Genomic DNA, 25,420 nt, shown 5'->3' with positions numbered 1-25,420 from the left:
GACCCGCGGCCAGACGACAGGTTTCGGACCGGCGAGTAGCCCAGCGGGTATCGCAAACCAGGACCCCGGCGCGCGGAGACTGGGCCGGCATCTCCGGAAACGGAGGTCGACCGCCCTCGCCGCCCGGACCGTTATCGGTTGTACAACCGGAGATATGCGTCAGTTATGCTTCCGAGAGAGAAGTCCGCTGCTCGCTCGTGTCCGCTCTCCGCGGTCTCGGTTCTCAGTCCCGGGGAATCGACCAGGGTCCGGATCCCCTCCGCGAGTGCCGTCGCGTCGCCGGGGTCGCTGAGCGCGCCCATCAGCAGCGCCCGTTCGCGGTGGGCGTAGGCGCTGACCAGTCCCGGTATCACGGTCGCGTACTATCCGGTCGAGCGCCGCGGTGTTCTGGGCAGCACACTCTTCCCGGCCCGCACCGAATCGTTTCGTATGCCTGACAACGTTCTCGTCGCCTTCGACGGGTCGCCGCTCTCCGAGCGTGCGCTCGCGTACGCTATCGAGAACTTCCCGGATGCAACCCTCACTGCGATTTACGTCATCGATCCGGTCGACTCGGTGATCGATGTGGAGGCTGGCGGCTTGCCAGTCGCCAGGGACTGGTACGATAACGCCAGAGAGCGCGCATCCAGCATCCACGCGACGGCCACGGATCTCGCGGCAGAACACGGTATCGACCTCGGTACTGCCACAGAAGTCGGCAGACCGGCACGAGCGATCCTCGAATACGCTGACGAACACGGCATCGATCAGATCGTCATGGGGAGTCACGGTCGCTCGGGGATCGACCGGACGCTCCTCGGAAGCGTTGCCGAGACGGTCACTCGTCGAGCACGGATCCCGGTGACGATAATCGGATGACTCGGTCAGACCGGACGGAGTCCGTATCGGTGGCGGACCCGTTGGCGTCTCCGACACGCCAAGCCCTGGCAACTCAGTGGGGTAGAGAACGTGGCCGTTACTGAGTCCCCCGCGCTGTCGACGTGTACTGTCCGCATCGAACGGCGGGGTGGCCGTGGCGAGGCGGGCAGGCGGGCACTCGAGCGACACCTCGAGAGGGTCCCGGGCGTCCACGACGTCGACGTCTCCTTCCGGACGGGGAGTGTCCGGGTCACCTACGACGGTGAAGTCACAACCGAAGAAACGATCCGGGACGCAGTCCGCGACCGGGGTGTCTCGGTCCGGGACGACCCCGAGGCGGACACCGATAGCGTGAGTTCCCGCTCGGAACTCAGGCGGGAGGCGGTGTTCGTCGGTCTGACGCTGTTCGGGATGGTGACTGGCCTGGTCACAGGATTGTTCGACGGCCCGCTCCCGCTCGTGTGGGCCGGTTACGGCGTCGCGTACGCCTTCGGCGGCTGGTACGGTCTCAAAGGCGCGGTCGAGACGCTCCGCACGGGCGCGGTCGATATCGACCTCTTGATGATCGTCGCCGCGCTGGGGGCCCTCTCGATCGGGGCGCCGTTCGAGGGTGCGATGCTCCTGTTCCTGTTCTCGCTGTCGAACACGCTCCAGCACTACGCGATCGGCCGCTCGCGCCGGGCGATCAAGTCCCTCGTCGAGATGCGGCCGGACGAAGCGCAGGTGCTGCGCGCTGGGGAGGAAGTCACCGTCCCCATCGACGAGGTCGCCGTCGGCGACGTGTTCGTCGTCCGCCCCGGCGACAAGATCCCGCTCGACGGCGTGGTCACGTCCGGCGAGGGCACGGTCGACCAGGCCTCGCTCACCGGCGAGTCCGTGCCCGTCCCGAAAGCGCCCGGCGACGAGGTGTTCGGCGGGACGATCAACGAAAGCGGAAGCCTCGAAATCGAAGTCACGCGGCAGGCTCACGAGTCGGCGATCAGCCGCCTCATCCACATGGTCGAGCGCGCCCAGAGCGAGAAGGCGCCGACACAGCGGCTCATCGACCGCCTCGAACAGCCGTACGTCCTGGGCGTGTTCGCGCTCACGGTCGCGGCTATCGCTGTTCCGCTGGCGCTCGGGAGCGAGTTCACGAGCGCGTTTTACCGTGCGATGACGCTGATGGTCGCGGCGTCGCCGTGTGCGGTCATCATCTCGACGCCCGCGGCTGTCCTGTCGGCGATCGCCTCCGGCGGCAGGCAGGGCGTCCTGTTCAAGGGCGGCGAACACGTCGAGGCGGCAGCGAATATCGACGCGGTCGCGTTCGACAAGACGGGGACGCTCACCCGGGGCGATACGCGGTTGACCGATGTCCTCGTCCGCGAGAAGGCAGACGGAGCACTGACCGACGACGGCCTGCTCTCGCTCGCGGCCGCGGTGCAGGCCCGCTCGGAGCATCACCTCGCTCGTGCGACGGTGGCGGCGGCCGAAGAGCGGTCACTCGACGTCCCCGAGGCACAGCGGTTTCAGTCAGTCGCCGGGAAGGGAGTCCGGGCTGAAGTCGAAGACAGCACCGTCCACATCGGAAACCGGAGTTACTTTCGAACCGTGCTTGAAGACACCGCTATCGAGGGGATCGAACCCGGCCTCGACCGACTGCAAGCGCTGGAATCGGAGGGCAAAACGGGCGTCATCGTCGTCCGGGAGGGTCGGGACGAAGTCACCGTGTCGGGGTGGCTCGCGTTCACCGACACCGTTCGCCCTGGGGCTGCCGAGATGATCGCAGACCTCCGCTCGCTCGGCGTGGAACACATCGTCATGCTGACCGGCGACAACGAGCGCGTCGCCGAGCGGATCGCCGACGAAGTCGGCATCGACGAAGTCCAGGCGGAGCTGCTGCCGGAGGAGAAAGTGGCGACTATCGAAGACCTGGTCGACCGACACGAGAACGTGGCAATGGTCGGCGACGGCGTCAACGACGCACCGGCACTCGCGACCGCGACGCTGGGTGTGGCGATGGGCGGGGCGGGCACCGACGTCGCGCTCGACACTGCCGACGTGGTACTGATGGGCGACGACCTCAGCAAGATCCCCTACGTCCTCGGTCTCGGGCGCAAGACCCGGCGGACGCTCACCGTCAATCTCGCCATCGCGTTCGGTGCGATCGCGCTCATGGTCGGCACGATCCTGCTCCAGGGGATCCCGCTCCCCCTCGCCGTCGTCGGCCACGAAGGCTCGACGGTTCTCGTGTCCCTGAACGGCCTCCGGTTGCTCGGCTTCCGTGGCTAGGCACGCGGGGCGCGACTCCACTGCTTCGGTCAGTAAGCCGTCGCGGATAAGCTCGAACAGGAAGGTGCAGCCTCGGGTCCGGTCCCGGATCCGTGATAGCGCCACCGCAAGCCGAGACGGTCACCGAAGACGAGAGTTATCCGCTCGCTGCCGGGAAACGGCTGCGCTGGCAGACCCTCATGCGTCGGACCGCCACGTGTCGTATCCCGCACGTACTGTCGCCCGACCGACGCACGCGAACCCGAAATCACCAGAATTTGAGGTTGTTCTTCACCGACTCCCGCTTGAGCTCCTGGATGTGCTCGGTCAGCGGGATGTCCTTCGGGCAGACCTCGGTGCAGGAGAACTGGGTCTGGCACCGCCAGACGCCGTGTTCCTGCTCGATGATCCGAAGGCGTTCCTGCTTGCGGTCTTCGCCCTCGCGTTCGTCCATCGCGAAGCGGTAGGCCTTGTTGATCGCCGCGGGGCCGAGATACTGGTTGTCGCCGGCGGCGATGTTACAGGAGGACATGCAGGCGCCACACCAGATACACCGCGTCGAGAGTTTGACCTTCTCGCGGTTCTCGGGTGACTGCCGTTGCTCCTCGAGTTCGCCCTCGGGCAGGTCGTCGGGGTCGAAGAACGGCTCGACCGCATGCATCTGCTCGTAGAAGTGCTCCATGTCGACCACGAGGTCCTTGACGACCTCCTGGTGGGGGAGCGGTTCGATCCGCACCGGGTCCTCGAGGTCCGCGAGCTGGGTCTTACAGCCCAGCCGCTGGCGCCCGTTGACGAACAGCGCGTCCGAGCCACAGACGGCCTGCTGGCAGGAGTGTCTGAACGTGAGCGAGGAGTCGTAGTAGTCCCGGGCGTAGATCAGCGCGTCGAGCACCGTCATCCCCTTGTGGAAGGGGACGAGGAAGGAGTCGAAGCGGGGCTCCTCCTTGCCCGCGACCTCGGGGTCGTAGCGGAACACCTTCAGCTCGACTATCTCGTCGGCGTCCTCCAGGTCCTCGTCGACCCGGCGGGCGCGCTCCTCGCCGTAGGACTCCTCCAGGGCCCGGGCGGCCCCGACGGCCCCCTCCTGGTCGAACTCCGGTTCGGTCTCGGTCTCGGTCTCCGTCTCGGGCTCCTCGTGTTCGAGTGTACTCATTGTTAGACGATGTTGGTCATTGCGAGCGCGACGCGGGTGCCCTGCGCGACCAGCAGGAGGCCGGCCACGGCCAGTACGCCCGCGACGACGCGCTTCTGTGTCCCCTCGATCCCCATGTTCACGAGCGCGTTGTAGACGCCGTTGACGCCGTGGAACGTGGCGGTGGCCAGGAAGAGCCACATGGTGACGAAGTAGCCGAGCTGACTCATCCGCATCTGCGTGCCGGCAAAGCGGATGTCGGCGGCGTGATTGACGAAGTGAAGCAGGACGAAGTGGAAGGCGAGCACGCCGATCAGGAACACCGCGGTAATCCGCTGGAGCAGCCACCGCCGGCCGCCGCGTTCGAACGAGGAGTAGTGTTCGGCCATCAGACCGCACCCCCGAGGAACGTCGGGATGCTGGCGACGACGATCACGCCCGTCAGCACCAGCGAGGCGTAGAAGCTCTTGTCCTGTGCGGTGAGGCCGACGCCGAGGTCGACGAAGAGCAGCCGGATCCCGTTGAGGATGTGGAACACGGCGACGGCGAGCAGCCCCACCTCCAGAAACCGGACCACGAGCAGGCTCTCCAGCCCGACCAGCGTGCTGTTGTACAGCTCGGCACCGCCGGTCGCCGTGCTCAACACGGCGATGTGCGTGAACAGGTAGCCGACGAGTACCCAGCCGGTGAACTTGTGGAAGATCCACGCCCACATCCCGGGCGCGAACTCCCGCCACCGTCCGAAGTCCTCGATGGTCCCTCTGTCTAGCGTGCTCATACCCCGGGCGAAGTACCGGGTGTAGTTAGAAGTTTCTACACAGCAGCGCCGTCCAGCGACCCGCTCCTGGCCGAACATGTCCGCTCACCCGCAGCACGGCCGCTCTCCGGACAGGGAACGAAGCCGGAGGCGAGCACGGATACGACAGGAGGCGTGTCAGTCAGCGGGCCTCAGCTACCGGACTCCTCTTCGACCCACTCCTGGAAGCCCTGCTGGCTCCGGACGTCGACGGTCGCGAACATGTTGGAGTGACCGGCTCCGCAGTACTCCGCGCAGTAGAGCTGGTACTCACCCTCGTTGTTGGCCTGGGTCAGCAGGGTGTTCCACTGGCCGGGGAAGGCGTCCTGTTTCAGTCCCATGTCGGGGACGTGCAGCGCGTGCAGCCAGTCCCGGGAGGTGATGTTCAGCTCCACCGGCCTGTCGGTCGGCATCACCAGCCTGTCCGTCGAGCTGAAGCCCGTTGCCGACTCGTTACCGGTGATCTCCCGGACGGTCTCGTTGGGATACTCGAAGCTCCAGAAGTACTTCTGGGCGACGACCTTGATCTCGACTGGCTCCTGCTGGGAGTCCAGCGCCTGGTCGGACTGGGCGCTGACCCAGGGGCTGGCCATCACGGTGTACGCGCCGATCCCGACGGCCACGAGGATGACAGCGGTGGCGACCGTCCAGGCGATCTCCAGCCGGCGGTTCTCCTTTGTCGGTTGGGGCTCGTCGCTCTTCCGGTACTTCCAGACCGTGTAGATGAGGATGCCCTCGACCAGCACCGCGATCGGAACCGCGATGTACAGCAACAGGCTGTTGAGGTCGTTGATGAGGGCCTCCGTCGTCGTGTCGGCCCCGGACTGGGCGGCCACGGGGTCGACGAGCACGGCGAGACCGACCGCCGCGACCAGCGCGGCAGGTCCGACGCGGCGAAGTTCCATTGTGAGCGGGGCTTAGGAACTGGTCCGTAAATAACTGGTGCATCTCCCGTTCGGCGGCCGGTGAACCACCGGCAGGAGCGAGCCCGTGAGCCCCCAGGAGGAGCGACGCCGGACGGTCCGAACGAGCACGTCCGCGGGCGCCACGTGCGGGCGGTCCCGCGGCCCGTCGGCCGACAGTCAGTCCTGCCCGCGGAGCGCGCCCGCCCCGAGCACAGAGAGCAGTGCCACCAGCGCCGTCACGACCGTGTAGCCCGGGCTGCCCGCGCCGGGCGTCGTCGCGGGTTCGTCGGTGCCATCCGGCCCGGTGTCGTCGCCGGCTGTCGCGTCGCTCGCCGTCGCGGTGGCAGTGGCCGTCCCCGTGCCGCCGTCACCGCCGGCGTCCGTCGGCGTCCCGCTGTCGGCCTCACAGGTCGGGTACGACGGCAGTTCCGGGTTCTCGACGTTCGCCGCCGCGTAGGCCTCGGGGTGGAAGGCCTGAGCCATCGCCTTCAGCGGCTCCGTGTTGCGCGGGCCGGGCTGGTTCAGGAAGTCGTCGTTGACCCGCAGGACCTGCCCCTCCTGGACCGCCGTGGTCCCGTTTATCGCGTCGGTCTTGGGCAGTTCCCGTCCCTCGGGGACGACGATCCACTCGGGGTCCTCGGCGACGACCGTCTCGCCGCTGACAACGCTGTACCCGCCCTCGAGTTCGCCGGCGACGTTGTTCCCGCCCGCGGCCGCGACCAGTTCACCGATGAAGGTGTTCGACCCCGCGGCGAAGCCGCTCGGGCCGAGCAGGTAGAGCACCCGGGGGTTCTCTTCGTCGGCGACTGCATCCCGGACGGCCTCGACGGTCGCCTCCATCTCCGCGGCGCGCCGGGAGGCGTTGTTGTATTCGCCGACCAGCAGCCCGGTCGTCCGGGTCTTCTCGTAGACGTACTCCAGCGAGTTGGCCTGCCGGAAGTGGTACACCGTCAGCCCCGACTGCCGGAGGCTCTCGACGGTCTCGTTGGGCGCGAGCAGCGCGTTCGGCGCCAGCACCAGGTCCGGCTCGAGCGCGACGACCTGCTCCTGGACGACGCTGCCGTCCTCCGCGAGGACGCCCGTCCGCTCGGTCGAGCCGTTCAGGTAGGCCGTGTACGGCCGCACCGGCATCCCGACGACCTTCCCCCGGGCGCCGACCTCCCACATCGTCTGGGCGGCACTCGCCTGCAGCGCCACCGCCCGGTCCGGTTCCTGCTGGACGGTGACCGTCTGACCCGTCGCGTCGGTCACCGAGACCGGGAACGAACAGTCCACGCCGCCCTGCTGTGAAACCGGCGCGTCGCCGGCTGCCTGTACGACTCCGCCCGCCGTCGCGGGGCCCGCGGCCGCCGGCACCAGGAGTGCCAGCGCCACGACCGCGACCAGTGTGCGCCGCATACCCACCCGGTCGGACTTATGCAACAAATATTTGCCTAAAGCAATCGGAGTTGCTGAGAGATGCGGACCACTGCTCGCGCCGCCGCCTGGTCGGCCGGGTTGCTCGGCGCGCTGTGTGTCGCGGTCGTCGGGAGCGCGATGGTCGGGCCGGTCGCGCTCGCGCCGGGAACGGTCGCCAGGGCCAGCCTGAACGCGGTCGGGATACCGACGGGTGTCGACCTCAACACCGCCGCCGCGGGCGTGGGCACCCTCAGTATGCCGTTCCCGACCGTCGACCTGCAGTACACCTACCTCTTCGACTTCCAGGTCGACGGGAGCGCGGAGACGATCGTCCGGAGCCTGCGGCTCCCGCGGATCGCGCTGGCGGCCGTGGTGGGCTTCTCGCTGGCGGCCGCGGGCACCGTCATGCAGGGCTTCTTCCGGAACCCGATGGCCGACCCCTCGATCATCGGCGTCTCCTCGGGCGCTGCCGTGGGTGCGGTGGCGACAATCGCCCTGCCGCTGTCCCTCCCGTTCGGACTCCAGACGGCCGCCTTCGTCGGCGCGCTCGTCACCGCCTTCGCGGTCTACCTGATCGCAAGCGAGGGCGGCCGGACCCCCGTCGCCACCCTCCTACTGGCCGGCGTCGCCGTCCAGACGCTTCTGGGTGCGGTCATCTCCTATCTCCTCCTGCAGTCCGGCGACAGCCTCGAACAGGCCGTGCTCTGGCTGATGGGGCACCTCTACAACACCACCTGGGGGGAGGTGGGCGCGACGCTGCCGGTCGCCGTGCTCGGCTTCGTCCTCCTGCTCACGTACGCACGCGAGATGAACACGCTCCTGCTCGGCGAGGAGGACGCCCACACGCTGGGCGTCGAGGTCGAACGGACCAAGCGGCTGCTGCTTGCGGCCGCCAGCGTCGTCACCGCAGCCGGGGTCGCGGTCGCGGGCGTCATCGGCTTCGTCGGCCTCGTGGTCCCTCATATCATGCGCCTGCTCGTCGGGCCGGACCACCGCGTGCTCCTGCCCGCGAGCGCGCTCGGTGGCGCGACCTTCCTCGTGCTCGCGGACACGCTCGCCCGCGCCGGCCCCGAACAACTGCCCGTCGGCATCGTCACCGCCGCGGTGGGCGCCCCCTTCTTCCTCTACCTGCTGCGCAAGCGGGAGGTGCACGCGCTGTGATCCGCGCCGAGGGGGTCGAACTCGCGCTCGGAGGGACCGAGGTGCTGGAGGGTGTGACTCTCCGCGTCGGGGACGGGGAGTTCGTCGGCCTCGTCGGCCCGAACGGCGCCGGGAAGACGACCCTGCTGCGGTGTATCAACGGCGTGCTCGAACCGGACGGTGGAGCCGTCACCCTGGACGGCCGGCCGGTCGCCGAGACCGCCTCCGAGGCGGTCAGCCGGCTGGTGGCCACGGTGCCACAGGACGGCTCGGTCGCCTTCGACTTCACCGTCGAGCGGGTCGTCGAGATGGGGCGGACGCCACACCGCTCCCGGCTGGACTGGTCCGACGGGAGCGACGCCGTCGAGCGAGCGATGGAGCGGACCGGCGTCGCCCGGTTTCGCGACCGCGACATCGGCTCGCTCAGCGGCGGCGAACGCCGCCGCGTCCTGCTCGCCCGCGCGCTCGCGCAGGAGACCCCCGCCCTGCTGCTCGACGAGCCCACTGCCAGCCTCGACATCGACCACCAGGTCCGGATGCTCGGCCTCGTCGCCGACCTGGTGAGCGAGGGCCGGACGGCGCTGGCGGCCATCCACGACCTCGACCTGGCGGCCCGCTTCTGTGACCGGGTCTGCCTGCTCTCGGGCGGGGAGATCCGTGCCGCCGGGCCGCCCGCGGAGGTGCTCACCGCGGACGCTCTCGAGGCCGTCTTCGGGACGGCCGCCGCCGTGGAGGTCGACCCCGCGACCGGAGCCCCAACCGTGACGGCGCTGCGGGACCGCCCCGAGCGGGGCCTGCGGGTCCACGTCGCCGGCGGCGGCCGGGCCGGGGCCCGGGCGGTGAGCGCGCTCTGGCGGGCCGGCTGTACCGTGAGTCTCGGGCCCGTCCCCGAGGGTGACGCCGCCGCGGAGGCGGCACGCGGGCTTGACTGTCCGGTCGTCACCGTCCCTGCATTCGGCGACCCGACGGCCCCCGCGGTGACGGAGGACCTCGACCGGCTGCTCGGGGAGGCCGACGTCTGTGTCGACACCGGCGGGCCGGGCAGCGAGGTGGCCCGCGAGCGGGTCCAGGCGGGAGCGCTGCCCCGGGGGGCGGGCCACACCGTGACCGTCGGGGAGGGCGAGGACCCCGTCGCGGCCGTCCTGGAAGAGGAGGCCGGAGGCGAGGGGACACCGGCTCCGGAGACGGGCGGAAACGCGGGGACTAAGTATCCCAACTCAAAGACCTAGGTATGACGGGCACCCGATGGCGTCCGCGTCCGGCGACGCTGTACGCCGCGGCGGTCGCCGGCGTCTACCTGCTGGTCGTCGCCGGCGCCACTGCGGGGATCGCGGACGCCGCCCGTGCCTGCCAGTCCTGGCCGCTCTGTGCCGGTGACCTCTCGGCACCGACGGTGCTGGTCGCCGTCGGCCACCGCGCGCTCGCGGCGCTCGTCGGCGTCGCCGTGCTCGCCGCGGGACTCACCGCGCTCCGTGACGACAGCCGCCGCGTCCGCCTGGCGGGCGCGGCCGGCCTCGCGCTCTATCCGGTCCAGGTCGGCATCGGCGCCTGGGTCGCGGTCTCGGGCGGCGCGCTGCCGCTTCCCGGCCTCCACCTCCTCGTCGGGATGAGTATTTTCGCCGCCTTCCTGTTCGCGCTGGCCTGGCGCCTCGAGGCCGAGACCGGCGGCGACGACGACCCCGTCGGCCCCGCGTCCGCGCCGCCGTCCGGACTCGGCAGCGCGGAGTCGGCTCCGGAGCCCACGCCGTCGGCGGCGCCGGACCTCTCGCTTTCGGACCGGCTGTACGCGTACTTCCGGCTGATGAAGCCGCGGCTGATGTGGCTGCTCGCGCTCGTCGCGGCGGCGGCGATGGCGCTGGCGGCCGGGCCCGACGGGCTGTCGGCCCGGACCATCGTCCTGACACTCGGTGGCGGCGTGCTCGCCATCGGCGCGAGCGGGACGTTCAACCACGTGCTGGAGCGCGACCGCGACCGCCGGATGTCCCGGACCGACGACCGACCGACGGTCACCCAGGCCATCCCCGTCCGCAACGCCGTCGCCTTCGGCGGCCTGCTCGTGGCCCTGTCGCTCGGGCTCTTCCTGCAGGTGAACCTGCTGGCCGCGCTGCTGGGCCTCACCGCGATACTCTTCTACAGCGTCGTCTACACCCTCCTGCTCAAGCCCAACACCGTCCAGAACACCGTCATCGGCGGCGCGGCGGGCGCCCTGCCGGCGCTCATCGGCTGGGCCGCCGTCACCGGCGAGGTCGGCCTGCCGGGGCTGCTTCTGGCCGGGCTCATCTTCGTCTGGACCCCCGCCCACTTCTACAACCTCGCGCTCGCGTACAAGGACGACTACGCCCGCGGGGGCTTCCCGATGATGCCCGTCGTCAGGGGCGAGACGGCCACGCGCAAGCACATCCTTCTGTGGGCCGGGCTGACGCTCGTGGCCGCGGCAGCGCTGATCTGGCTGACGCCGCTTGGCTGGCTCTCCGCCGCCGCCAGCACGGCAGTGGGGGCCGTCTTCGTCTGGGCCGTGGTCCGCCTGCACCGCGAGCAGACCGAAGCGGCTGCGTTCCGGGCCTTCCACGCCTCGAACGCCTACCTCGGGACCGTCCTGCTGGCCATCGTGGTCGACGGGCTGGTGCTATGAGCGCGGACGCCACGCTGGCCGGCTGGCGCGAGCGACTGGCCGGGCTCCGGCCCGACCGCCGGACAGCCGTCTACTGGGCGATGGTTCTCAACGCCGAGTTCCTGATCCTGGTTGGCTACTACACCCTCGCGACGGACGTGACGCTCCGGGACCCCCTCTTCGCGGTCATCCCGTTCGTCTGGATCAACCTTTCCGGCTGGGCAGTGATGCACACGGAGGTCCCCGCCGCCCCCTCCCGGAAGAAGGCCACCGCGGCCGCCGTCGCCGTCGGCTACTTCGGGCTGCTCGCGGTCTTCGGCGGCATCGTCAACGGCCCCAGCGGCGTGACGAGCTCCTACCTGAACGTCCTCCAGCTCCCGCCGGGCTGGAACCCCGCCTTCTTCTACAGCGGCTCGCTGTTCAGCCTCGTCGTCCTCCCCTACAAGCTGGTCGGGTTCGCGGCGCTCGCCTACCTCGTCTACGTCACCGCGCTGGACGCCGCGAGCGCGCTCGCCGGCGGCGTCCTCGGCCTCTTCTCCTGTGTCTCCTGTACCTTCCCGGTCGTCGCCGGCCTGGCCTCCGGCCTGGCGGGGAGCGGGAGCGCCATCGCCGGCTTCACCTACGCCAACTCCTATCTCCTCTCGACGGCCGTGTTCGGGGTGACGGTGGTCCTGCTGACCTGGCGGCCGAGCCTCGTCCGCGGCGACGGGTGAGCCGTTCCGGCCGGAGTCGACAGCTTCGAGTCCGCCCGCGGCCTATCCGCGACCATGACCACGGTCGAACTGGAGTACTGCGTCCCCTGTGAGTTCCGGCGGCGCGCGCTGGATGTGGAGACGGCAGTCCTGGGGGCACTCGAAGCGGAGATCGACGAGTTCCGGCTGGTGATGGGCGACGGCGGCGTGTTCGAGGTCCGCGTCGACGGCGAGACGGTCTACGACAAGCAGGAGGAGGCCTTCGACGTGGACGGGATCGTCCGCGCGGTCCGGGCGGCGCTGTAGCCGGGTCGCGGCCGCGGGACCGGCGGATCCGGCGGATGGACACCCCCATCATTCCGGCGTCACGGTCAAGCGGGTAGAAGCATAACCAGAGCGCATGGAGGGCGCGGACCGGTTCATGTTCTACGGACTCGTGCTCGTAGTCCTGCTGATCGTCGTCGGGTTCGTGGTTGCGCTGCTCGCAGGCTGACCGCCGGGCGCTGACCGAACGGCATTTTGCCGCCCCACACGCAGGACCGGACATGACAGCCATCGTCGCCGAGGACGTCTCGCGGGCCTACGGCGACACGGTCGCCGTCGACGGCGTCTCGCTCAGCGTCGAGGAGGGGGAGGTGTTCGGGCTCGTCGGGCCCAACGGCGCGGGGAAGACCACGCTCGTCCGGGCGCTCGTGGGCACGACCGACGCCGAGGGTCGCGTCGAGCTGTTCGGCGAGGACCCCCGGGCGGTGGCCCGCGAGCGCGTCGGCCTCCTCCCGCAGAACTTCGACCCGCCGGCGCGGCTGACCGCTCGCGAACTGCTCGCCTACTACGCCAGCCTCTACGACGACCGCCGGCCGGTCGAAGCCGTCCTCGAAGACGTGGGGATGGCCGGTGACGCCGACACTTACTACGAGAACCTCTCCGGTGGGCAACAGCGCCGGACCTGCGTGGCGACGGCGCTGGTCAACGACCCCGACCTGCTCGTGCTCGACGAGCCGACGACTGGCATCGACCCCGCCGGCCGCCGCCAGCTCTGGGACCTGCTCTCGGCCCGCGCCGAGGCCGGGGCGACGGTGCTCGTGACCACCCACTACATGGAGGAGGCCCAGCGGCTGGCCGACCGGGTCGGCCTGATGACCGACGGCAGCCTGCTCGCGGTCGACACGCCCGAGCGGCTCGTCGCGGAACACGGCGGCGACAGCCTCCTGCGGGTCCGGCTGACCAGTGGGGGCGGTGGGGGCGGCTCCGGGAGCGATGGGGGCGGCACGGCCGCGACGCCCGACGCGGCCGAGATGCCGGGCCTGCCGGAGCTCGGCTACCCGGTCGAGCGCCGCGACGGCCGGCTGACCGTTCGGGGGGTCCCGCCCGAGGAGGTCGGGACGGTCGCCGACCGGCTCTCGGGCGCCGGGGTGCGCTACGACTCGCTGACCTGGACCGAGCCCGACCTCGAGGACGTCTACCTCGAGTTGACCGGCCAGCGGGTCGTCGAGGGCGAGGCCGTCGCCGAGGAGGCGGTGGCGTGAGCCGGCTCGGACGGGTCCGCGGGGAGTTCGTCGCCGCCTCGCGGAGTTTCCTCCGCCGGCGCACCGCCGTCTTCTTCACCTTCGTCTTTCCCTTCCTGGTCGTCCTCATCTTCGGCGTGCTCGTGCAGGCGCAGGCGGCGGGCGGGCTCTTCGCGGAGCCCGCGGGCTGGTACGTGCCGGGGTATCTGGCCGTGGTGGTGCTGTTCACGCCGCTCTCGCGGGTGGGCAGCGAGGTAGCCCGCCACCGCGAGGGCAACCGCTTCGAGAAGCTGGCGACGACGCCGCTCTCGCGGGTCGAGTGGCTGCTCGCCGGCACGCTCGTCAACGTCGCCGTCATCGGCGCGGCCGGCCTCCTGCTTCTGGGGCTGCTTGTCGGCCTCACGGGCGTCTCGCTTCCCCTCTCGCCGACACTTGCCCTGCTCGTGCCCTTCGTCGTCCTCGGCGTCGCGCTGTTCTGTGGGGTGGGGGCACTGCTGGGCGCGCTCGCCGACTCCCAGGACGGCGTGATCGCGGCGAGCAACACCGTCGCGCTCCCGCTGCTCTTTCTCTCCGAGACGTTCGTTCCGCGGAGTCTCCTGCCCGCGTGGCTGCCCACGGAGCTGTCGCCGCTGACCTACTTCTCGCGGGGGGTGCGCGCGGTCACCTACACCGGCGACGGGACGGGCGTCGGCGACCCCGCGACGATGCTGGCGGTGCTCGCCGTGCTGGCCGTGCTGGCGCTGGCGGTCGGGGCGCGCGCGCTGCCGACCACCGACTGAACGGGGCCCCGAAGTCGGACGGCGATCCGGCAAGAGGCGGGGTTTATTTTCGCCCGGCGTCGAGTAGTCGTATGTCGATCCTCGTGGCCTACGACGGGTCCCACCCGGCACAGAAAGCGGTAAAGCGTGCGATCAAAGCCGCTGACGGGGAGGAGATCGTTCTGTTGCGGGTCATCGAAGCGGCCGACGGGATGATCGAGGCGGGGCTGGATATGATCCAGGAGCGGCTCAAAGAGATGCAACACGAGAAGACGACCGAGCTGTCCGAGGACCTCAAAGCGGTGCTGGAGACGGAGGACGTGGAGTTCCGGGTCGAGACCGTCGTCGGCAAGCCCTCCAGGGAGATCGTTTCGTTCGCGGAGGAACACGACGTGTCGGAGATCGTCGTCGGAAGTCACGGCCGGGAGGGCGTCTCCCGCGTGTTGCTCGGGAACGTCGCCGAGAACGTCGTCCGGCGTTCTCCGGTTACGGTCATCGTCGTTCGCTGACCCGGATCTGTTTCAGACGGCGTCGTGTCGCGACGGATGTTCCACACGAGCGGCGGCGTAGTCCCAACCCTGCCGAGCGGCTGCCGCCGGAGCCGACTGCCGGGCCGTTACCGCCGCAGCCGGGGCGCGGCGACGAGCACCAGCAGCGCCGTGGCCTCCCGGACCTCCCAGGAGTAGACGTGGTTCAGGAGGAGATAGGTGACGACGCCCAGAAAGAGGCTGACTGCCCAGGCGGCCGCCGCGACCCGGCCGACCTGCGCGTGGCGGGTCTCCTTCAGCTCCTCGACGGAGCGTGTCAGCCCGAGGATCACGGCATAGAGCACCACGGGGACGGCGACGACCGAGAGCAGGATGTGGATCCCCAGCATCACCAGATAGACCAGCGTCACTGCCTCGGGGGCGACGATAGACTTCTCGAAGCCGCCGCCGGTCTTCCAGAGGTAGAAAAACAGGAAGAGGACGATGAGCCCGAAAGCGGTGAGCATGGCGGCGCGGTGCTTGCGGTACTCGCGATTGCGGATGAAGTAGACGCCGGCGAGGATCGAGGCGAGTGCCAGCGTGTTGATCCCGGCGATGAGGTGGCTGAAGAGGAGGACGGTGTCCCGGGAGAGCTCGGGAAACAGCGGGAGGACGCCGTTGAGCGCGCTCCCGACGAGGACGTATCCGATGACCGAGAGCACGGCCGTGACGGCGCCCGGCCGCGCCCGGAGCGTCGATTGCATGCGGTCGGCGACTGCCATACCCGGAGGTAGGCGCGGAGGCAAAACTCCCTTGCGGTGTCGAGTTCGGAGGGAAATCACTATCAGCCGGCCGCCACAGTCGGAGGCATGAAGGAGGTCGTCCGGGCGAACTTCGACGACAGCGTCTCGGCCTACGAGGCCTACGAGCGCCGGACCGGGCGGTTCGAGACCCTCGCGCGCCTGCTCGACGCGGAACTGCGGGCCCGCGCCGACGCGCGTCTGCGGACGGTCGTCGACGCCGGTGCCGGGACGGGCGCGAGCAGCCGCGTCTTCGCGGCCGGCGAGCGGACGGAGCGGGTCGTGGCCGTCGACGTCAGCCGGGAGATGCTCCGGGCCGTCGGCCGCGGTGACGGCCACCCGGTCCAGGCAGACGTCGACCGGCTCCCGCTCGTCGACGGGGCCGCCGACGCCGTCGCCTTCACCGCCTCGCTCTTTCTGGTCCCCGACCCCGCCGTCGCGGCCCGGGAGGCCGCCCGCGTCCTGGGGTCGGAGGGGGTCGTCGGCGCCACGGCGCCGCTCGGCTGGGTCACCGCGGACGGCGAGGGAGTCTTCGCCAGCCTGGAGCGCGACTCGCGGTCCCCGACGGGTGCCGACGAGGTTCGGGCGGCGCTCGAAGGGGAGTTCGACGTCGCGACCGGGACCTGGCGCTTTGCGACGACCGCCGCGGACGTCAGGCGCTTTCACGCCATCCCGGCGATGGCCGCCCGCCTCTACCCGAGACTCCCGCCGGATGAACGTGTGGAGCGGGCGCGCGAGTTGCTGGAACCGCTTTCGGGGACCGTCGAGCAGCGGTGGCTGTGGGTCGTCGGGACGCTATCGTGAGCCGTCGACGCGGCGCGGCGGGCCGGGAGGTATGCGACGGCGTCTCACCGTAAGCGTGAAAGCGGGTTCGGCGTGTAAGGGGTGGTATGAGCGTCGAGGAGCAACAGACGATCCGCTGTCTGGTGGCGAAGGTGGGACTGGACGGACACGACCGCGGGGCTCACGTCATCACCCGGGCGTTCCGTGACGCCGGCTTCGAGGTCATCTACTCCGGGCTGCACCGCTCGCCCGAGGAGATCGTCCAGGCCGCAGTCCAGGAGGACGTCAACGTTCTCGGCATCTCCATCCTCTCGGGAGCCCACGACACGCTGGTCCCCCAGATCGTCGAGGGGCTGGAGGAGTACGGTGCCTTCGAGGACACACTGATCATCGTCGGCGGGATCATCCCCGACGAGGACGAGACGGAGCTGAAAGCCCAGGGCGTCGACGAGGTGTTCGGCCCCGGCGCGTCGATGGGCGAGATGGTCGAGTACGTCCGCGAGCACGCGCCCGACCGATGAACACCGAGGAGCTGGTCGAGGGCGTCCTCGCCGGCGAGCATCGCGCGCTCGCGCGGGCTATCACCACCATCGAGAACCGCGCGGAGGGGTACCGGGAGCTCGTCTCGGCGCTGCACGCCCACGCCGGCCGGGCGGACGTCATCGGGATCACCGGCTCGCCGGGCGCGGGCAAGTCCACCCTCGTGGACAAGATGGCCGCCGCCTACCGCGAGCGCGGGCTCACGGTCGGCGTGATCGCCATCGACCCCTCCTCGCCGTACTCGGGTGGTGCGGTGCTCGGCGACCGGATCCGGATGGGGTCGAACGTCGGCGACATGGACGTGTTCTTCCGGTCGATGTCCGCCCGGGGGTCGCTGGGCGGGCTCTCGGCGGCCACCTCCGACGCCGTCACCGCGCTCGACGCCTTCGGCAAGGACAAGGTCATCATCGAGACCGTCGGCGCCGGCCAAAACGAGATCGACATCGTCCGGACCGCCGACTCCGTGGCGGTGCTCGTCCCGCCGGGGTCGGGCGACGACGTCCAGATGCTCAAGGCCGGGATCCTCGAGATCGCGGACCTGTTCGTGGTCAACAAGGCCGATCTTGACGGCGCCGACCGCACCGTTCAGGAGCTCCGGGAGCTGGTCGAGTACCAGCAGGGCGGCGTCCCCAGCGACGTCGGCCACCACGGCGCGACCGCCGAGACCGTCGAGGGGCTCGGCCCCGGGGATGGCGAGGACGACGAGGACGGCTGGACGCCGCCGATCGTCGAGACCGTCGCCAACCGCGGCGAGGGCGTCGAGGAGTTGCTGGCGGCCCTGTCCGAGCACCGCACCCACCTGGCGGAGTCGGGCGAGGGCGACGAGCAGACCAGAACGCGGTACGCCGAGGAGGTCCGGACGCTGCTTCGCGAGGACCTCAACGACCTGCTCGCCGCCGAGATCGAGCGCCGCGGCGGCCTCGACGGCTACGTCGAGGAGATCGTCGCGGGCGAGACCGACCCCTACACCGTCGCCGACGAACTGCTCGCACCCATCGCCGACTGCGTCGAGGGGGACGACCGGGGGGACGCCGCAAGGCCCGAGCGGGAGCCGACCCCCGAGGACTGAGACCCGACCGCCCCCCCGCAGCCGCTTGGTATAAACACCACGCGCACCAACGGGCGCGCATGAAACTCAGAAACCTCGTCGCCGGTGCGGTCGGGGCCGCGGGCGCGACCGCGGCCGCGAACAGGCTGCTTGCGTCCCGCGCCGGGGAGCTCGACCCGTTCCTGGAGGGCGAGCACGGGACCTACCGCTGGCGCGGCTTCGACGTCGCCTACACGGAGGCCGGCGACCCCGAGGACCCGGACCTGCTACTCTTTCACGGGATCAACGCAGCCGCGTCGAGCCACGAATTTTACCGCGTCTTCGGCGACCTGGCCGAGGGGTACCACGTCATCGCGCCGGACCTGCCCGGCTTCGGCGGCTCGGACCGTCCGCCGCTTCTGTACTCGGCGTCGCTGTACGAGACCTTCGTCGCTGACGCCGTCGCGGACCTGGCCGACGAACCCGTGGTGGTCGGCTCCTCGCTGACCGGCAGCTACGTCGCCACCGCGGCCCGCGAGGCAGACGTCGAACGGCTCGTGCTCGTCTGCCCGACCGACACCTCGATGGGTGGCCGGCGGACCTGGCTGCGCTCGCTGGTCCGGTCGCCGGTGCTGGGCGAGGCAGTCTACAACCTCATCGTCAGCAAGCCCTCGCTGCGCCACTTCCACGAGGACCACGGCTACTACGACATGGACAATCTCACCGACGAGGTGGTCGACTACGAGTGGGCCACGGGCCACCAGCCCGGCGCCCGCTTTGCCCCCGCGTCGTTCATCTCGGGCTTTCTCGACCCCGAAGCGGACCTCGGAGAGACGCTGGCCGAGCTGGACGCCGAGACGACGCTGGTCTGGGGCCGGGACGCCGACATTACCCCCCTCTCAGAGGGGGAACGGCTCGCCGAGCGGGCCGGGGCCCGTCTGGTCGTCTTCGACGACGCCCTCCTGCTCCCCCACGTCGAGCACCCCGGGGAGTTCGTGGACGTGGCCCGCGGAGACGTCGGGGCCGGGTTCGAGGCGTAGCGACACTCCTGGCCCAGCGCGACTCAGAACGTGAGCCGTTCGAGCAGCCGGCGCGCGAGCGGCGGCCGGCCCGATTCGTGGGGGTAGGCGGTGACCGTCGTACACCCCGGGCTCGGGAAGGTCGGGCGGTCGTCGAACAGCGCGTCGCGGAGCCTGTCGTCGGCACCGGGGCGGACCAGCAGGTCGGGTCGGGAGGGCTGGCCGCCGTCGGTCCTGACCGACTCGGCACGGACCGGGACGGAGAGCAACTCCGAGAGTTCGGACTGGTAGTCCTCGATCGTCTGTCTGTACTCGTCGGTTCCCTCGCGGTCGGACGGATACCACAGCGAGATCTCCCCGCCGTTCGCCCCGGCGACGGCGCTTGCGACGTCGACCGCCAGCGGCGGGTACGGGCCGCTCCGCCCGGAGAGGGCCACCTGCTCCGGGCGGTCGTAACCGAGGTTGTCTACCAGCAGCACGTCACACGGCGCGTGCCGGACCACCCAGTCGATCGGGTCGCCCACCAGTCGCGACCGGAGCCGGAGGGGTTCGTGTTCGGCGACGACCGTGTCCACGCCGCGGTCGTCGGCGAAGTTGACGATCGCGTGTTTCGTGTCGTGGCTGACGACCTCGTCGGCCTCGATGTCGACGCCGAGCTCCGCGGAGAGCTCCTCGGTCCGTGTCTCGAAGGAGATGTCGGAGTCCGACTGGACGGTCGCGCGCTCGGTGAGCGGCACCTGGTCGGGGATCTCCTCGAACCGGACCGCGACGACGCGGCCGTCGTCGGGTCGGACCAGGTCCGCGGCCAGCGCGACCAGCGAGCGCTCGCGGGCCTCGTCCCCGCCTTTGGTGAGCGCGACGAGCACCTCGCGGGTGTCCTCGGCCATCGTGGTTTCGACGTCCGTGAGGGCGTCCCGGCCCACCTGGCGCCGGATCGCGTCCGTCGCCGCTCCCTCCCGGCTGACCCGCGGCCGGACGTAGGCGAGATACCAGAGGAGGCTCCCGAGCGCGATGACGACGGCCCCGGCGAGCGCGACCGTCCCCATCTGGGTCAGCAGGAGCACCCCGGTGACGGCACCGAAAATCTGCATCCAGGGGTACAGCGGCGACGTGAACTCCGGTTCGTACGCCGCGCTCCCCTCGCGGAAGGCGACGACCGCGAGGTTGATCATCGCGAACACCAGGATCTGGAAGGCGCTCGCGAGTTTCGCGATCTCGAGGATGTCCACGAAGGCGATGAGCGCGAGCAGGACCGCCCCGGTGAGGGTGATCGAGGTGACCGGGGTGCCGAAGCGCTCGCTGACCGTCGACAGCGACGGCGGCGCGAGCTCGTCCCGGCTCATCGCGAAGGGGTACCGGGAGGAGGAGAGGATACCGGCGTTGGCCGTCGAGACGAGCGCGAGGATGGCTGCGAGGACGACGGCGACCACCCCGGCCTGGCCGAGTGTCGCCTCGGCGGCGACCGCCATCGGCGTCAGCGAGCCGGCGACGCTGCCGGGGTCGGTCACCCCGACCAGCACCGCCACGATGGCCACGTACAGCAGCGTCGTGAAGGCCAGCGAGCCAAGGATGCCCAACGGGATGTTCCGGCCCGGGTCCTCGACCTCCTCGGCGACGCTGGCGACCTTGGTGACGCCGGCGTACGAGACGAAGACCAGCCCGGTCGCGGCGAGCAGCCCGCCCAGACCGTCCGCGAAGAAGTCCGCGTAGTTCGCCGACTGGACGCCGGGCGCGCTGGCGGCGGCAAACCAGCCAAGCGCCGCCAGCATGACCACGACGATGACCAGCTGGAGCCGCCCGGTCTGTTTGGCGCCGACGACGTTCACCAGGATGAGCACCGCCGCCAGCGCCAGCGCGACCGGCTTCAGCGGGAGGTCGAGGTACAACAGCAGGTACGGGACGCCGCCCACGAGCGCGAGCGCTCCCTTGAACGACAGCGAGAACCACGTCCCGACGCCGGCGACCGTCCCGAGCAGCGGCCCCATGCCGCGCTCGATGTAGATGTAGGTCCCACCGGCCTCGGGCATGGCGGTGGCCATCTCCGACTTCGAGAGTGCGGCGGGGACCACCAGCAGCCCCGCGAGGGCGTACGCCACGATCACGGCGGGACCGGCGATGTCGAGTGCGAGTGCCGGCAGGATGAAGATGCCGCTGCCGATCATCGCGCCGATGCTGATCGCGAGGACGGAAGGCAGGCCCAGGTCGCGTTCCAGTTCCTTCATACGCTGGTTGCGAGTGCGTCGGACAGGACGGACGTCGCACAGACCGGGTCGTGCCCGGCGTCGGCGAAGGCGTCGAGTCTGTCGGGGGCGTTCACCAGGACGACGACGTCGGGGACGTCGAAGCGAGCGCTGACGAGCTGTGCGATGAGGAGGTTTCGCCGGTCGGACTGGGTCGCGACGACGACCGTCGATGCGTCCGCCACGCCGGCTTCGTCCAGCAGCCGGGCGTCCACCGGGCTCCCCTGGAACCCGGACGCGCCGTCCGCGTCGGCCGAGACGTCGACGACCGGGACCTCCCGACCGGCCGCCCGCAGGCGTCGGGCGACGGCCGTCCCGAGCGGGCCACCGCCCAGGACGTAGCGGGCGCTCCCGTGCGCTCCGTCGGGTGGGTCGTCCGCCGTGGGTGTGTCATCGTTCATTGGCTGTGGGTCCGTGCCGGCCGCGCGTCCGCCGGTTGCCGTGTGTGGGTCCGTGCCGGCCGCGTGTCCTCTGGCGTCGTACACTGGCCGCTAGATGACGGAAGGACTTAAACTAGCGGATTCTAGTGACGTATCGTCAAATATTGTCTCTATATATCCTGTTCCGTCATAGCAGCAGTAGCTCCGTCGGGTCGTCACGTCCAGGGCAGGCACCGGTCCCGACCACAGTCTGGCCGGCCGCGGGGGCAGTCATCCCGTCGGGTTGCCACCGTCGGTTCCCGGCGATGCCGGCGGAACAAGACTGATGTCGGTCCACAGTGTTCGGGGGAGCAACGGATGAAAGACGGCGAGCTCGATTCGATCGACCGGCACATCCTCTACTACCTCCAGCAGGACGCCCGGGGGACCTCCTCCAGCGACATCGCGGAGAAGCTCGACCTCTCGCCGAGCACCGTCCGGACCCGGCTCAACAAGCTGGAGGAAAGCGGTATCGTCCGCGGCTACCACATCGACATCGACTACGACCTGGCGGGCTACCCGCTGTACACGAAGATCATCTGTACGGCCCCCATCCCGGAGCGCGACACGCTCGCGGACCGGGCACGGGAGATCCGCGGCGTCACGGCCGTCCGCGAGATCATGACCGGCGAGCGCAACGTCTACGTCAACGCCATCGGGAGAGACCACGACGACCTCAACCGGATCAGCCAGGACCTGGACGCGCTCGGGCTGGATATCGTCGACGAACAGCTCATCCGCGACGAGTACGTCTGTCCCTACCACGGCTTTCTCGACCAGGAGGAGGGAGCCGACGGCCAGGAGAACGAGGACGGGGGCCCGGCGTAGCGGCGGTCAGGTCCCTACAGCATCTCGACAGCGTCGGTCGGCCGGCCACGAGTCGCCGGCCCGACCCCGCCCCGTGGCCAGCGTGTCGTACCCGCGTGCAGTCCCCGACTCGCCAGTACCGTTCGTCCCGGTGTCCGTCGACGGGCCCGGCATTCGATATAGCGGATAGCGGTGTACGGCTGGGAGACAGGGGCCTGTAGCTGGGGGTGGAATCCGGCGGTGCGGGAGCGCTCGGAGTGTCGGCGAGGGGCAGGTCAGGCGAGGATGTCGGCGACCCGCTGTGGTTCGCCCGAGAGCGCGGGGTCGGGTTCGACGATCTGCAGAACCTCGTGGTCGGTCACGTCGGGGTAGGACTTGCCGATGGCGTCCTCGACCAGTTTCTTCTCCAGGCGGAATTCCGTGCCCTCGTAGACCACGTCGACGCCGTGCTCGTCGAAGGAGAGAACAGTCATGCCCGCCGCTAGACCGGGCAGGAGCAAAAGCGTATAGGTCAGTACTCCTGGAGGGGACGCTCCCGGACCCGGGCACGCAGGTCGCCGAGGTCGGCGGCCGTCGCACCCCGCTCGAAGGCGGAGACCACCGCGGCGACCTCCGCCCGCCCGACTTTCACGTCACCCTCCCGGACAGCGTCGGCCGGCCGGCGAGCGAGCTCCCGGATGGTACCGACAGCCAGCAGGTAGGGGGTCGCCCACGCGGAGAGGCGGTTCCCGCGGTCTTCGGGCATCGCCTCCAGCCAGGCCTGGGCGTCGTCGAGGTACGTCTCCGCGTGGGCGGTCGCGCGCTCGATGACGGGTGCGACCCGGTCGGCCGCAGCCGGGTCGCCCAGGTCCGCGGGGGTGACGCCGGCCTCCTCGAGCCAGACCGCCGGCAGGTAGACGTTCCCCTCCTCGGTGTAGTCCCCGCCGGCGTCCTTGGCGACGTTGACCAGCTGGAGCAGGAGGCCGAAGGAGCGAGCCGTCTCGCGCAGGCGCTCGGTGGTCGGGGCGTCGGCCTCGGCGGCGACCAGCGAGGTGACGAGCGTCCCGACGGTCCCGGCGGCGTACTGGCAGTACTCCTCGAGCTCCGCCGCGGTCTGGACCCGCAGTCCCGGCTCGTCGGCGTACCGCTCGACGAAGGTCGCCATCCCGTCCACCATCTCCCGGACGGGCGGGACGATGCGCTCGCGGGCGGCCGGGCCGAGCCCGTCCAGTGCCGTCAGGACGCGCGGCGCGTCCGCGACGACTGTCCAGTCCGGTCCGGGGTCGGGCGGGAGCCACGGGTCGACGCGGCGGCGAAAGTCGGCGCCGTCGGTGTCGCTGTCGGGGGCGAGCACGCGGTCGTAGGTCCGCAGGAGGGCCGCCTTCTCGGCGGGCGGGACCCGCGGGTCGTCCTCAACGGTGTCGGCGACGCGACAGACGAGGTAGCCGACACACACCTCGCGGGCCATCGGCTCCTCGAGTTCCTCGACGGTGAGCGCGAAGGTGCGCGAGACCGTACCGACGGCGTCGTAACACCACTCGACGGCCTCCGCTCCGCCGGCCGCGGCGCCGTCCGTTCGGCGCCCGTTCGCCGGGTCGACCGACCGACCGTCCTCGTGAAAACGGGACACACGGTAGGGAAGGGTCCGAGATATTTGAGCGTTCTGCGCCCGGCTTCAAACCGGACACTACACTGCAACCGACACCGAAAGCGCGAACGTACACGACGCGCCGTCGGCCAGCGCGGCGACGAGCTCCCGGTCCAGGCCGGCGGCGGCACGTCCGGCCCCGACCATCACCGTCCGGTCGTCGACGTAGTCGCTGGTGCGACACACCGCCGAGCGGTCGCTGTCGAAGCTCAGGTCGGGGTGACCGCGCCCGACGACCCGGTCACGGTGCCCGCCCGCCTCGATGGTGGCCGTGACCGTCGCGTCGGGGTCGCGGCAGGCGGCGACGAAGGCGTCGTCGAAGTCGGCGGGCGCGCGGTCGGCCCCGACCGCGAGGATGCAGTCACCGGCCGGGGTGAGGTAGTCGTCGGTCGTCACCTCGAACGTGCTCCCGTGGGTTGCCTTGACGTGCTCGTGGCCGCGGGCGCTGACGGTCTGGGTGTGGTCCATGCCGGCACCTCCGGTGCGGCGGGACACAGGGGTTACGAACTGGGCTCGTCGAACTCCACCTCGATGTCCGAGCCGCTGACGTAGGCGGCGACCCGGACGCCGACGAGGCTGATGAGGATGCTCGCGAGGATGAACAGGGCGAGGTGGGCCCCCGGCGAGAGCGAGAACCCCTCGACTGAGAGGGGCCCGAGGTCCGCACTCGGCACGCTGACGGGGTCGAACACGCCCGACCGTTCGAGGAAGTACGCCGAGAAGCCCCGGACCGCGAGCCCGACGGCCACCGCGACGAAGGGGAGGTTCACGTACGCGCCCCCGAGGTCGTCGTCGCGGATGAACTCGTCGAGCAGGCGGCCGGCGCTCGCGGCCAGTGCCGCCGCGGTCAGCCAGGGGATGGCGTCGTAGACGAAGCGCATTCCGACGATCAGGTCGGCGGGGGAGTTCCCGATCCCTGACGCCGCCAGGACGCCGACGAACACGCCGACGAGTGCGAGGCCGGCGGCGACGACGTAGGTGACCAGCGCGACCTGTCCGGAGTACAGCGCCCCGCGGATCTGACCGGGAAGGGCGGCGAGGTAGCCGTCGACGCCCAGCCCCTTGTACAGCAGATAAAAGCCGACGGCGGCGGCGATGGTCCCGACGGCGACGGCGGGGGACTCGGCGACGAACAGCAACGCCGGAAAGGCGAGCAGCGCGAGGCCGACGGGGACCAGCACGGTCTTCCGGAGTTGCTCGTCGGCGAGAAACTGCTTGAGCAGGTAGTAGGTCGACTCGATGTCGTGTGCCTGCCGCACGACGACGCGGTCGACGGCGTCCACGCGGACCCGGCTCTCGACGATCGGGACGAGCCGCTCGTCCTCGGCGCTGTCCACGACCACCACCGCCGAGTCGGGGTCGTGCTCGGCGACGAGGTCGTCTATCTGGGCGGCGAACGTCCGCGTCCCGCTGACGGAGTCCTCCGCGGAGACGACCGCCAGCACGGTCCCCTCACCGGTCTCGCGGGCCACCCGTAGCCCCTCGAGCAGGCAGTTCACGCGGCTGTCTTCGGGGTCCTCGATGCCCGCCTCGGTCACCAGCTCCTCGACCGCGCCCTCGCCGACGACGGGCAGGGTGGTCGGGAGGGAGCCACCGCGGTAGAGACAGACGACCAGCGTGCTCACACTCGGGGGGAGGCCACGGCGGAG

At 70.3% G+C, this 25,420-nt stretch carries 28 protein-coding genes; 15 read left to right on the top strand and 13 right to left on the bottom strand.

What is annotated here, in order from left to right; translation table 11 throughout:
• Positions 1-131: 131 nt before the first annotated feature.
• Positions 132-353, bottom strand: a complete 222-nt coding sequence (locus GN153_RS02915; protein ID WP_159899598.1) for a glycosyltransferase — start codon at positions 351-353, stop codon at positions 132-134.
• 76 nt (positions 354-429) lie between these two features.
• On the opposite strand from GN153_RS02915, the gene GN153_RS02910 reads away from it, so the two are divergent.
• Together GN153_RS02910 and GN153_RS02905 are read left to right on the top strand one after the other, a co-directional pair.
• On the top strand, positions 430-858 hold the full coding sequence (locus GN153_RS02910) for a universal stress protein (protein WP_159899596.1): 429 nt from the start codon (positions 430-432) through the stop codon (positions 856-858).
• A gap of 90 nt (positions 859-948) precedes the next feature.
• A complete protein-coding gene (locus GN153_RS02905; RefSeq protein WP_159899594.1) occupies positions 949-3,126 on the top strand; it encodes a heavy metal translocating P-type ATPase in 2,178 nt (725 codons plus the stop codon).
• A gap of 247 nt (positions 3,127-3,373) precedes the next feature.
• Here the strand turns inward: GN153_RS02905 and GN153_RS02900 are convergent, their stop codons facing one another.
• From GN153_RS02900 to GN153_RS02880, 5 genes are all read right to left on the bottom strand, one after another.
• Entirely contained in the window at positions 3,374-4,258 is an 885-nt protein-coding gene (locus tag GN153_RS02900) for a succinate dehydrogenase/fumarate reductase iron-sulfur subunit (RefSeq protein ID WP_159899592.1), read from the bottom strand.
• 2 nt (positions 4,259-4,260) lie between these two features.
• Complete coding sequence (locus tag GN153_RS02895) at positions 4,261-4,626, bottom strand: succinate dehydrogenase hydrophobic membrane anchor subunit (protein WP_159899590.1); 366 nt, start codon at positions 4,624-4,626, stop codon at positions 4,261-4,263.
• Entirely contained in the window at positions 4,626-5,015 is a 390-nt protein-coding gene (sdhC, locus tag GN153_RS02890) for a succinate dehydrogenase, cytochrome b556 subunit (protein ID WP_159899588.1), read from the bottom strand. The genes GN153_RS02895 and sdhC overlap by 1 nt, the downstream gene beginning before the upstream one ends.
• A 170-nt stretch (positions 5,016-5,185) precedes the next feature.
• Entirely contained in the window at positions 5,186-5,938 is a 753-nt protein-coding gene (gene coxB / locus GN153_RS02885; RefSeq protein ID WP_159899586.1) for a cytochrome c oxidase subunit II, read from the bottom strand.
• 177 nt (positions 5,939-6,115) lie between these two features.
• A complete protein-coding gene (locus GN153_RS02880; protein WP_159899584.1) occupies positions 6,116-7,336 on the bottom strand; it encodes a PGF-CTERM-anchored ABC transporter substrate-binding protein in 1,221 nt (406 codons plus the stop codon).
• Between the two features lie 60 nt (positions 7,337-7,396).
• Here GN153_RS02880 and btuC point away from each other — a divergent pair, with 60 nt between their 5' ends.
• From btuC to GN153_RS02840, 8 genes are all read left to right on the top strand, one after another.
• Positions 7,397-8,497 carry a vitamin B12 ABC transporter permease BtuC gene (gene btuC / locus GN153_RS02875; RefSeq protein WP_159899582.1) on the top strand — a complete coding sequence of 367 codons (1,101 nt, stop codon included), beginning with the start codon at positions 7,397-7,399 and terminating at the stop codon, positions 8,495-8,497.
• The gene (locus tag GN153_RS02870) at positions 8,494-9,705 is read left to right on the top strand and encodes an ATP-binding cassette domain-containing protein (protein ID WP_159899580.1); all 1,212 of its coding nucleotides are present in this window, start codon (positions 8,494-8,496) and stop codon (positions 9,703-9,705) included. The genes btuC and GN153_RS02870 overlap by 4 nt, the downstream gene beginning before the upstream one ends.
• 2 nt (positions 9,706-9,707) lie before the next feature.
• Positions 9,708-11,108 carry a heme o synthase gene (locus tag GN153_RS02865; protein WP_159899577.1) on the top strand — a complete coding sequence of 467 codons (1,401 nt, stop codon included), beginning with the start codon at positions 9,708-9,710 and terminating at the stop codon, positions 11,106-11,108.
• On the top strand, positions 11,105-11,800 hold the full coding sequence (locus tag GN153_RS02860; RefSeq protein WP_159899575.1) for a DUF7546 family protein: 696 nt from the start codon (positions 11,105-11,107) through the stop codon (positions 11,798-11,800). The genes GN153_RS02865 and GN153_RS02860 overlap by 4 nt, the downstream gene beginning before the upstream one ends.
• Positions 11,801-11,854: 54 nt before the next feature.
• Positions 11,855-12,085, top strand: a complete 231-nt coding sequence (locus tag GN153_RS02855; RefSeq protein ID WP_159899573.1) for a SelT/SelW/SelH family protein — start codon at positions 11,855-11,857, stop codon at positions 12,083-12,085.
• A 239-nt stretch (positions 12,086-12,324) separates the two neighbouring features.
• Positions 12,325-13,305 (top strand): ABC transporter ATP-binding protein, encoded by a 981-nt coding sequence (locus tag GN153_RS02850; protein WP_159899571.1) that lies wholly within the window; start codon positions 12,325-12,327, stop codon positions 13,303-13,305.
• Entirely contained in the window at positions 13,302-14,063 is a 762-nt protein-coding gene (locus tag GN153_RS02845) for an ABC transporter permease (protein WP_159899569.1), read from the top strand. The genes GN153_RS02850 and GN153_RS02845 overlap by 4 nt, the downstream gene beginning before the upstream one ends.
• Before the next feature lie 71 nt (positions 14,064-14,134).
• A complete protein-coding gene (locus GN153_RS02840; RefSeq protein WP_159899567.1) occupies positions 14,135-14,551 on the top strand; it encodes a universal stress protein in 417 nt (138 codons plus the stop codon).
• 107 nt (positions 14,552-14,658) lie between these two features.
• On the opposite strand, the gene GN153_RS02835 is transcribed toward GN153_RS02840, so the two are convergent.
• Positions 14,659-15,291, bottom strand: a complete 633-nt coding sequence (locus GN153_RS02835) for a DUF420 domain-containing protein (RefSeq protein WP_159899565.1) — start codon at positions 15,289-15,291, stop codon at positions 14,659-14,661.
• Between the two features lie 87 nt (positions 15,292-15,378).
• On the opposite strand from GN153_RS02835, the gene GN153_RS02830 reads away from it, so the two are divergent.
• The 4 genes from GN153_RS02830 to GN153_RS02815 all read left to right on the top strand — a co-directional run bounded on the left by GN153_RS02830 (position 15,379) and on the right by GN153_RS02815 (position 18,699).
• Complete coding sequence (locus tag GN153_RS02830; RefSeq protein ID WP_159899563.1) at positions 15,379-16,113, top strand: methyltransferase domain-containing protein; 735 nt, start codon at positions 15,379-15,381, stop codon at positions 16,111-16,113.
• Between the two features lie 86 nt (positions 16,114-16,199).
• On the top strand, positions 16,200-16,613 hold the full coding sequence (locus GN153_RS02825) for a cobalamin B12-binding domain-containing protein (RefSeq protein ID WP_159899561.1): 414 nt from the start codon (positions 16,200-16,202) through the stop codon (positions 16,611-16,613).
• Positions 16,610-17,701: a methylmalonyl Co-A mutase-associated GTPase MeaB gene (gene meaB / locus GN153_RS02820; protein ID WP_159899559.1), complete on the top strand. Its 1,092-nt coding sequence runs from the start codon at positions 16,610-16,612 to the stop codon at positions 17,699-17,701. The genes GN153_RS02825 and meaB overlap by 4 nt, the downstream gene beginning before the upstream one ends.
• Before the next feature lie 59 nt (positions 17,702-17,760).
• Positions 17,761-18,699, top strand: coding sequence for an alpha/beta fold hydrolase (locus tag GN153_RS02815; protein ID WP_159899557.1), 939 nt, complete (start codon positions 17,761-17,763; stop codon positions 18,697-18,699).
• A gap of 23 nt (positions 18,700-18,722) precedes the next feature.
• On the opposite strand, the gene GN153_RS02810 is transcribed toward GN153_RS02815, so the two are convergent.
• Both GN153_RS02810 and GN153_RS02805 read right to left on the bottom strand, forming a co-directional pair.
• Positions 18,723-20,900 carry an amino acid permease gene (locus GN153_RS02810; RefSeq protein ID WP_159899555.1) on the bottom strand — a complete coding sequence of 726 codons (2,178 nt, stop codon included), beginning with the start codon at positions 20,898-20,900 and terminating at the stop codon, positions 18,723-18,725.
• Positions 20,897-21,319, bottom strand: a complete 423-nt coding sequence (locus tag GN153_RS02805) for an NAD-binding protein (protein ID WP_159899553.1) — start codon at positions 21,317-21,319, stop codon at positions 20,897-20,899. The genes GN153_RS02810 and GN153_RS02805 overlap by 4 nt, the downstream gene beginning before the upstream one ends.
• 336 nt (positions 21,320-21,655) lie before the next feature.
• On the opposite strand from GN153_RS02805, the gene GN153_RS02800 reads away from it, so the two are divergent.
• On the top strand, positions 21,656-22,165 hold the full coding sequence (locus GN153_RS02800) for an Lrp/AsnC family transcriptional regulator (RefSeq protein ID WP_159899551.1): 510 nt from the start codon (positions 21,656-21,658) through the stop codon (positions 22,163-22,165).
• A 254-nt stretch (positions 22,166-22,419) separates the two neighbouring features.
• On the opposite strand, the gene GN153_RS02795 is transcribed toward GN153_RS02800, so the two are convergent.
• From GN153_RS02795 to GN153_RS02780, 4 genes are read right to left on the bottom strand one after another with little or no spacing between them, the layout of a single operon-like run.
• Positions 22,420-22,617, bottom strand: coding sequence for a DUF5800 family protein (locus GN153_RS02795; protein ID WP_159899550.1), 198 nt, complete (start codon positions 22,615-22,617; stop codon positions 22,420-22,422).
• 38 nt (positions 22,618-22,655) lie between these two features.
• Positions 22,656-23,753, bottom strand: a complete 1,098-nt coding sequence (locus tag GN153_RS02790; protein WP_159899548.1) for a squalene/phytoene synthase family protein — start codon at positions 23,751-23,753, stop codon at positions 22,656-22,658.
• A gap of 57 nt (positions 23,754-23,810) precedes the next feature.
• Positions 23,811-24,239 (bottom strand): DUF371 domain-containing protein, encoded by a 429-nt coding sequence (locus tag GN153_RS02785; protein WP_159899546.1) that lies wholly within the window; start codon positions 24,237-24,239, stop codon positions 23,811-23,813.
• A 32-nt stretch (positions 24,240-24,271) separates the two neighbouring features.
• Positions 24,272-25,396 carry a DUF373 family protein gene (locus GN153_RS02780; RefSeq protein ID WP_159899544.1) on the bottom strand — a complete coding sequence of 375 codons (1,125 nt, stop codon included), beginning with the start codon at positions 25,394-25,396 and terminating at the stop codon, positions 24,272-24,274.
• Positions 25,397-25,420 lie beyond the last annotated feature (24 nt).

Source organism: Salinirussus salinus (assembly GCF_009831455.1).
GTDB classification, from domain to species: domain Archaea; phylum Halobacteriota; class Halobacteria; order Halobacteriales; family Haloarculaceae; genus Salinirussus; species Salinirussus salinus.
This window is presented reverse-complemented; position numbering and strand designations above follow the sequence as displayed.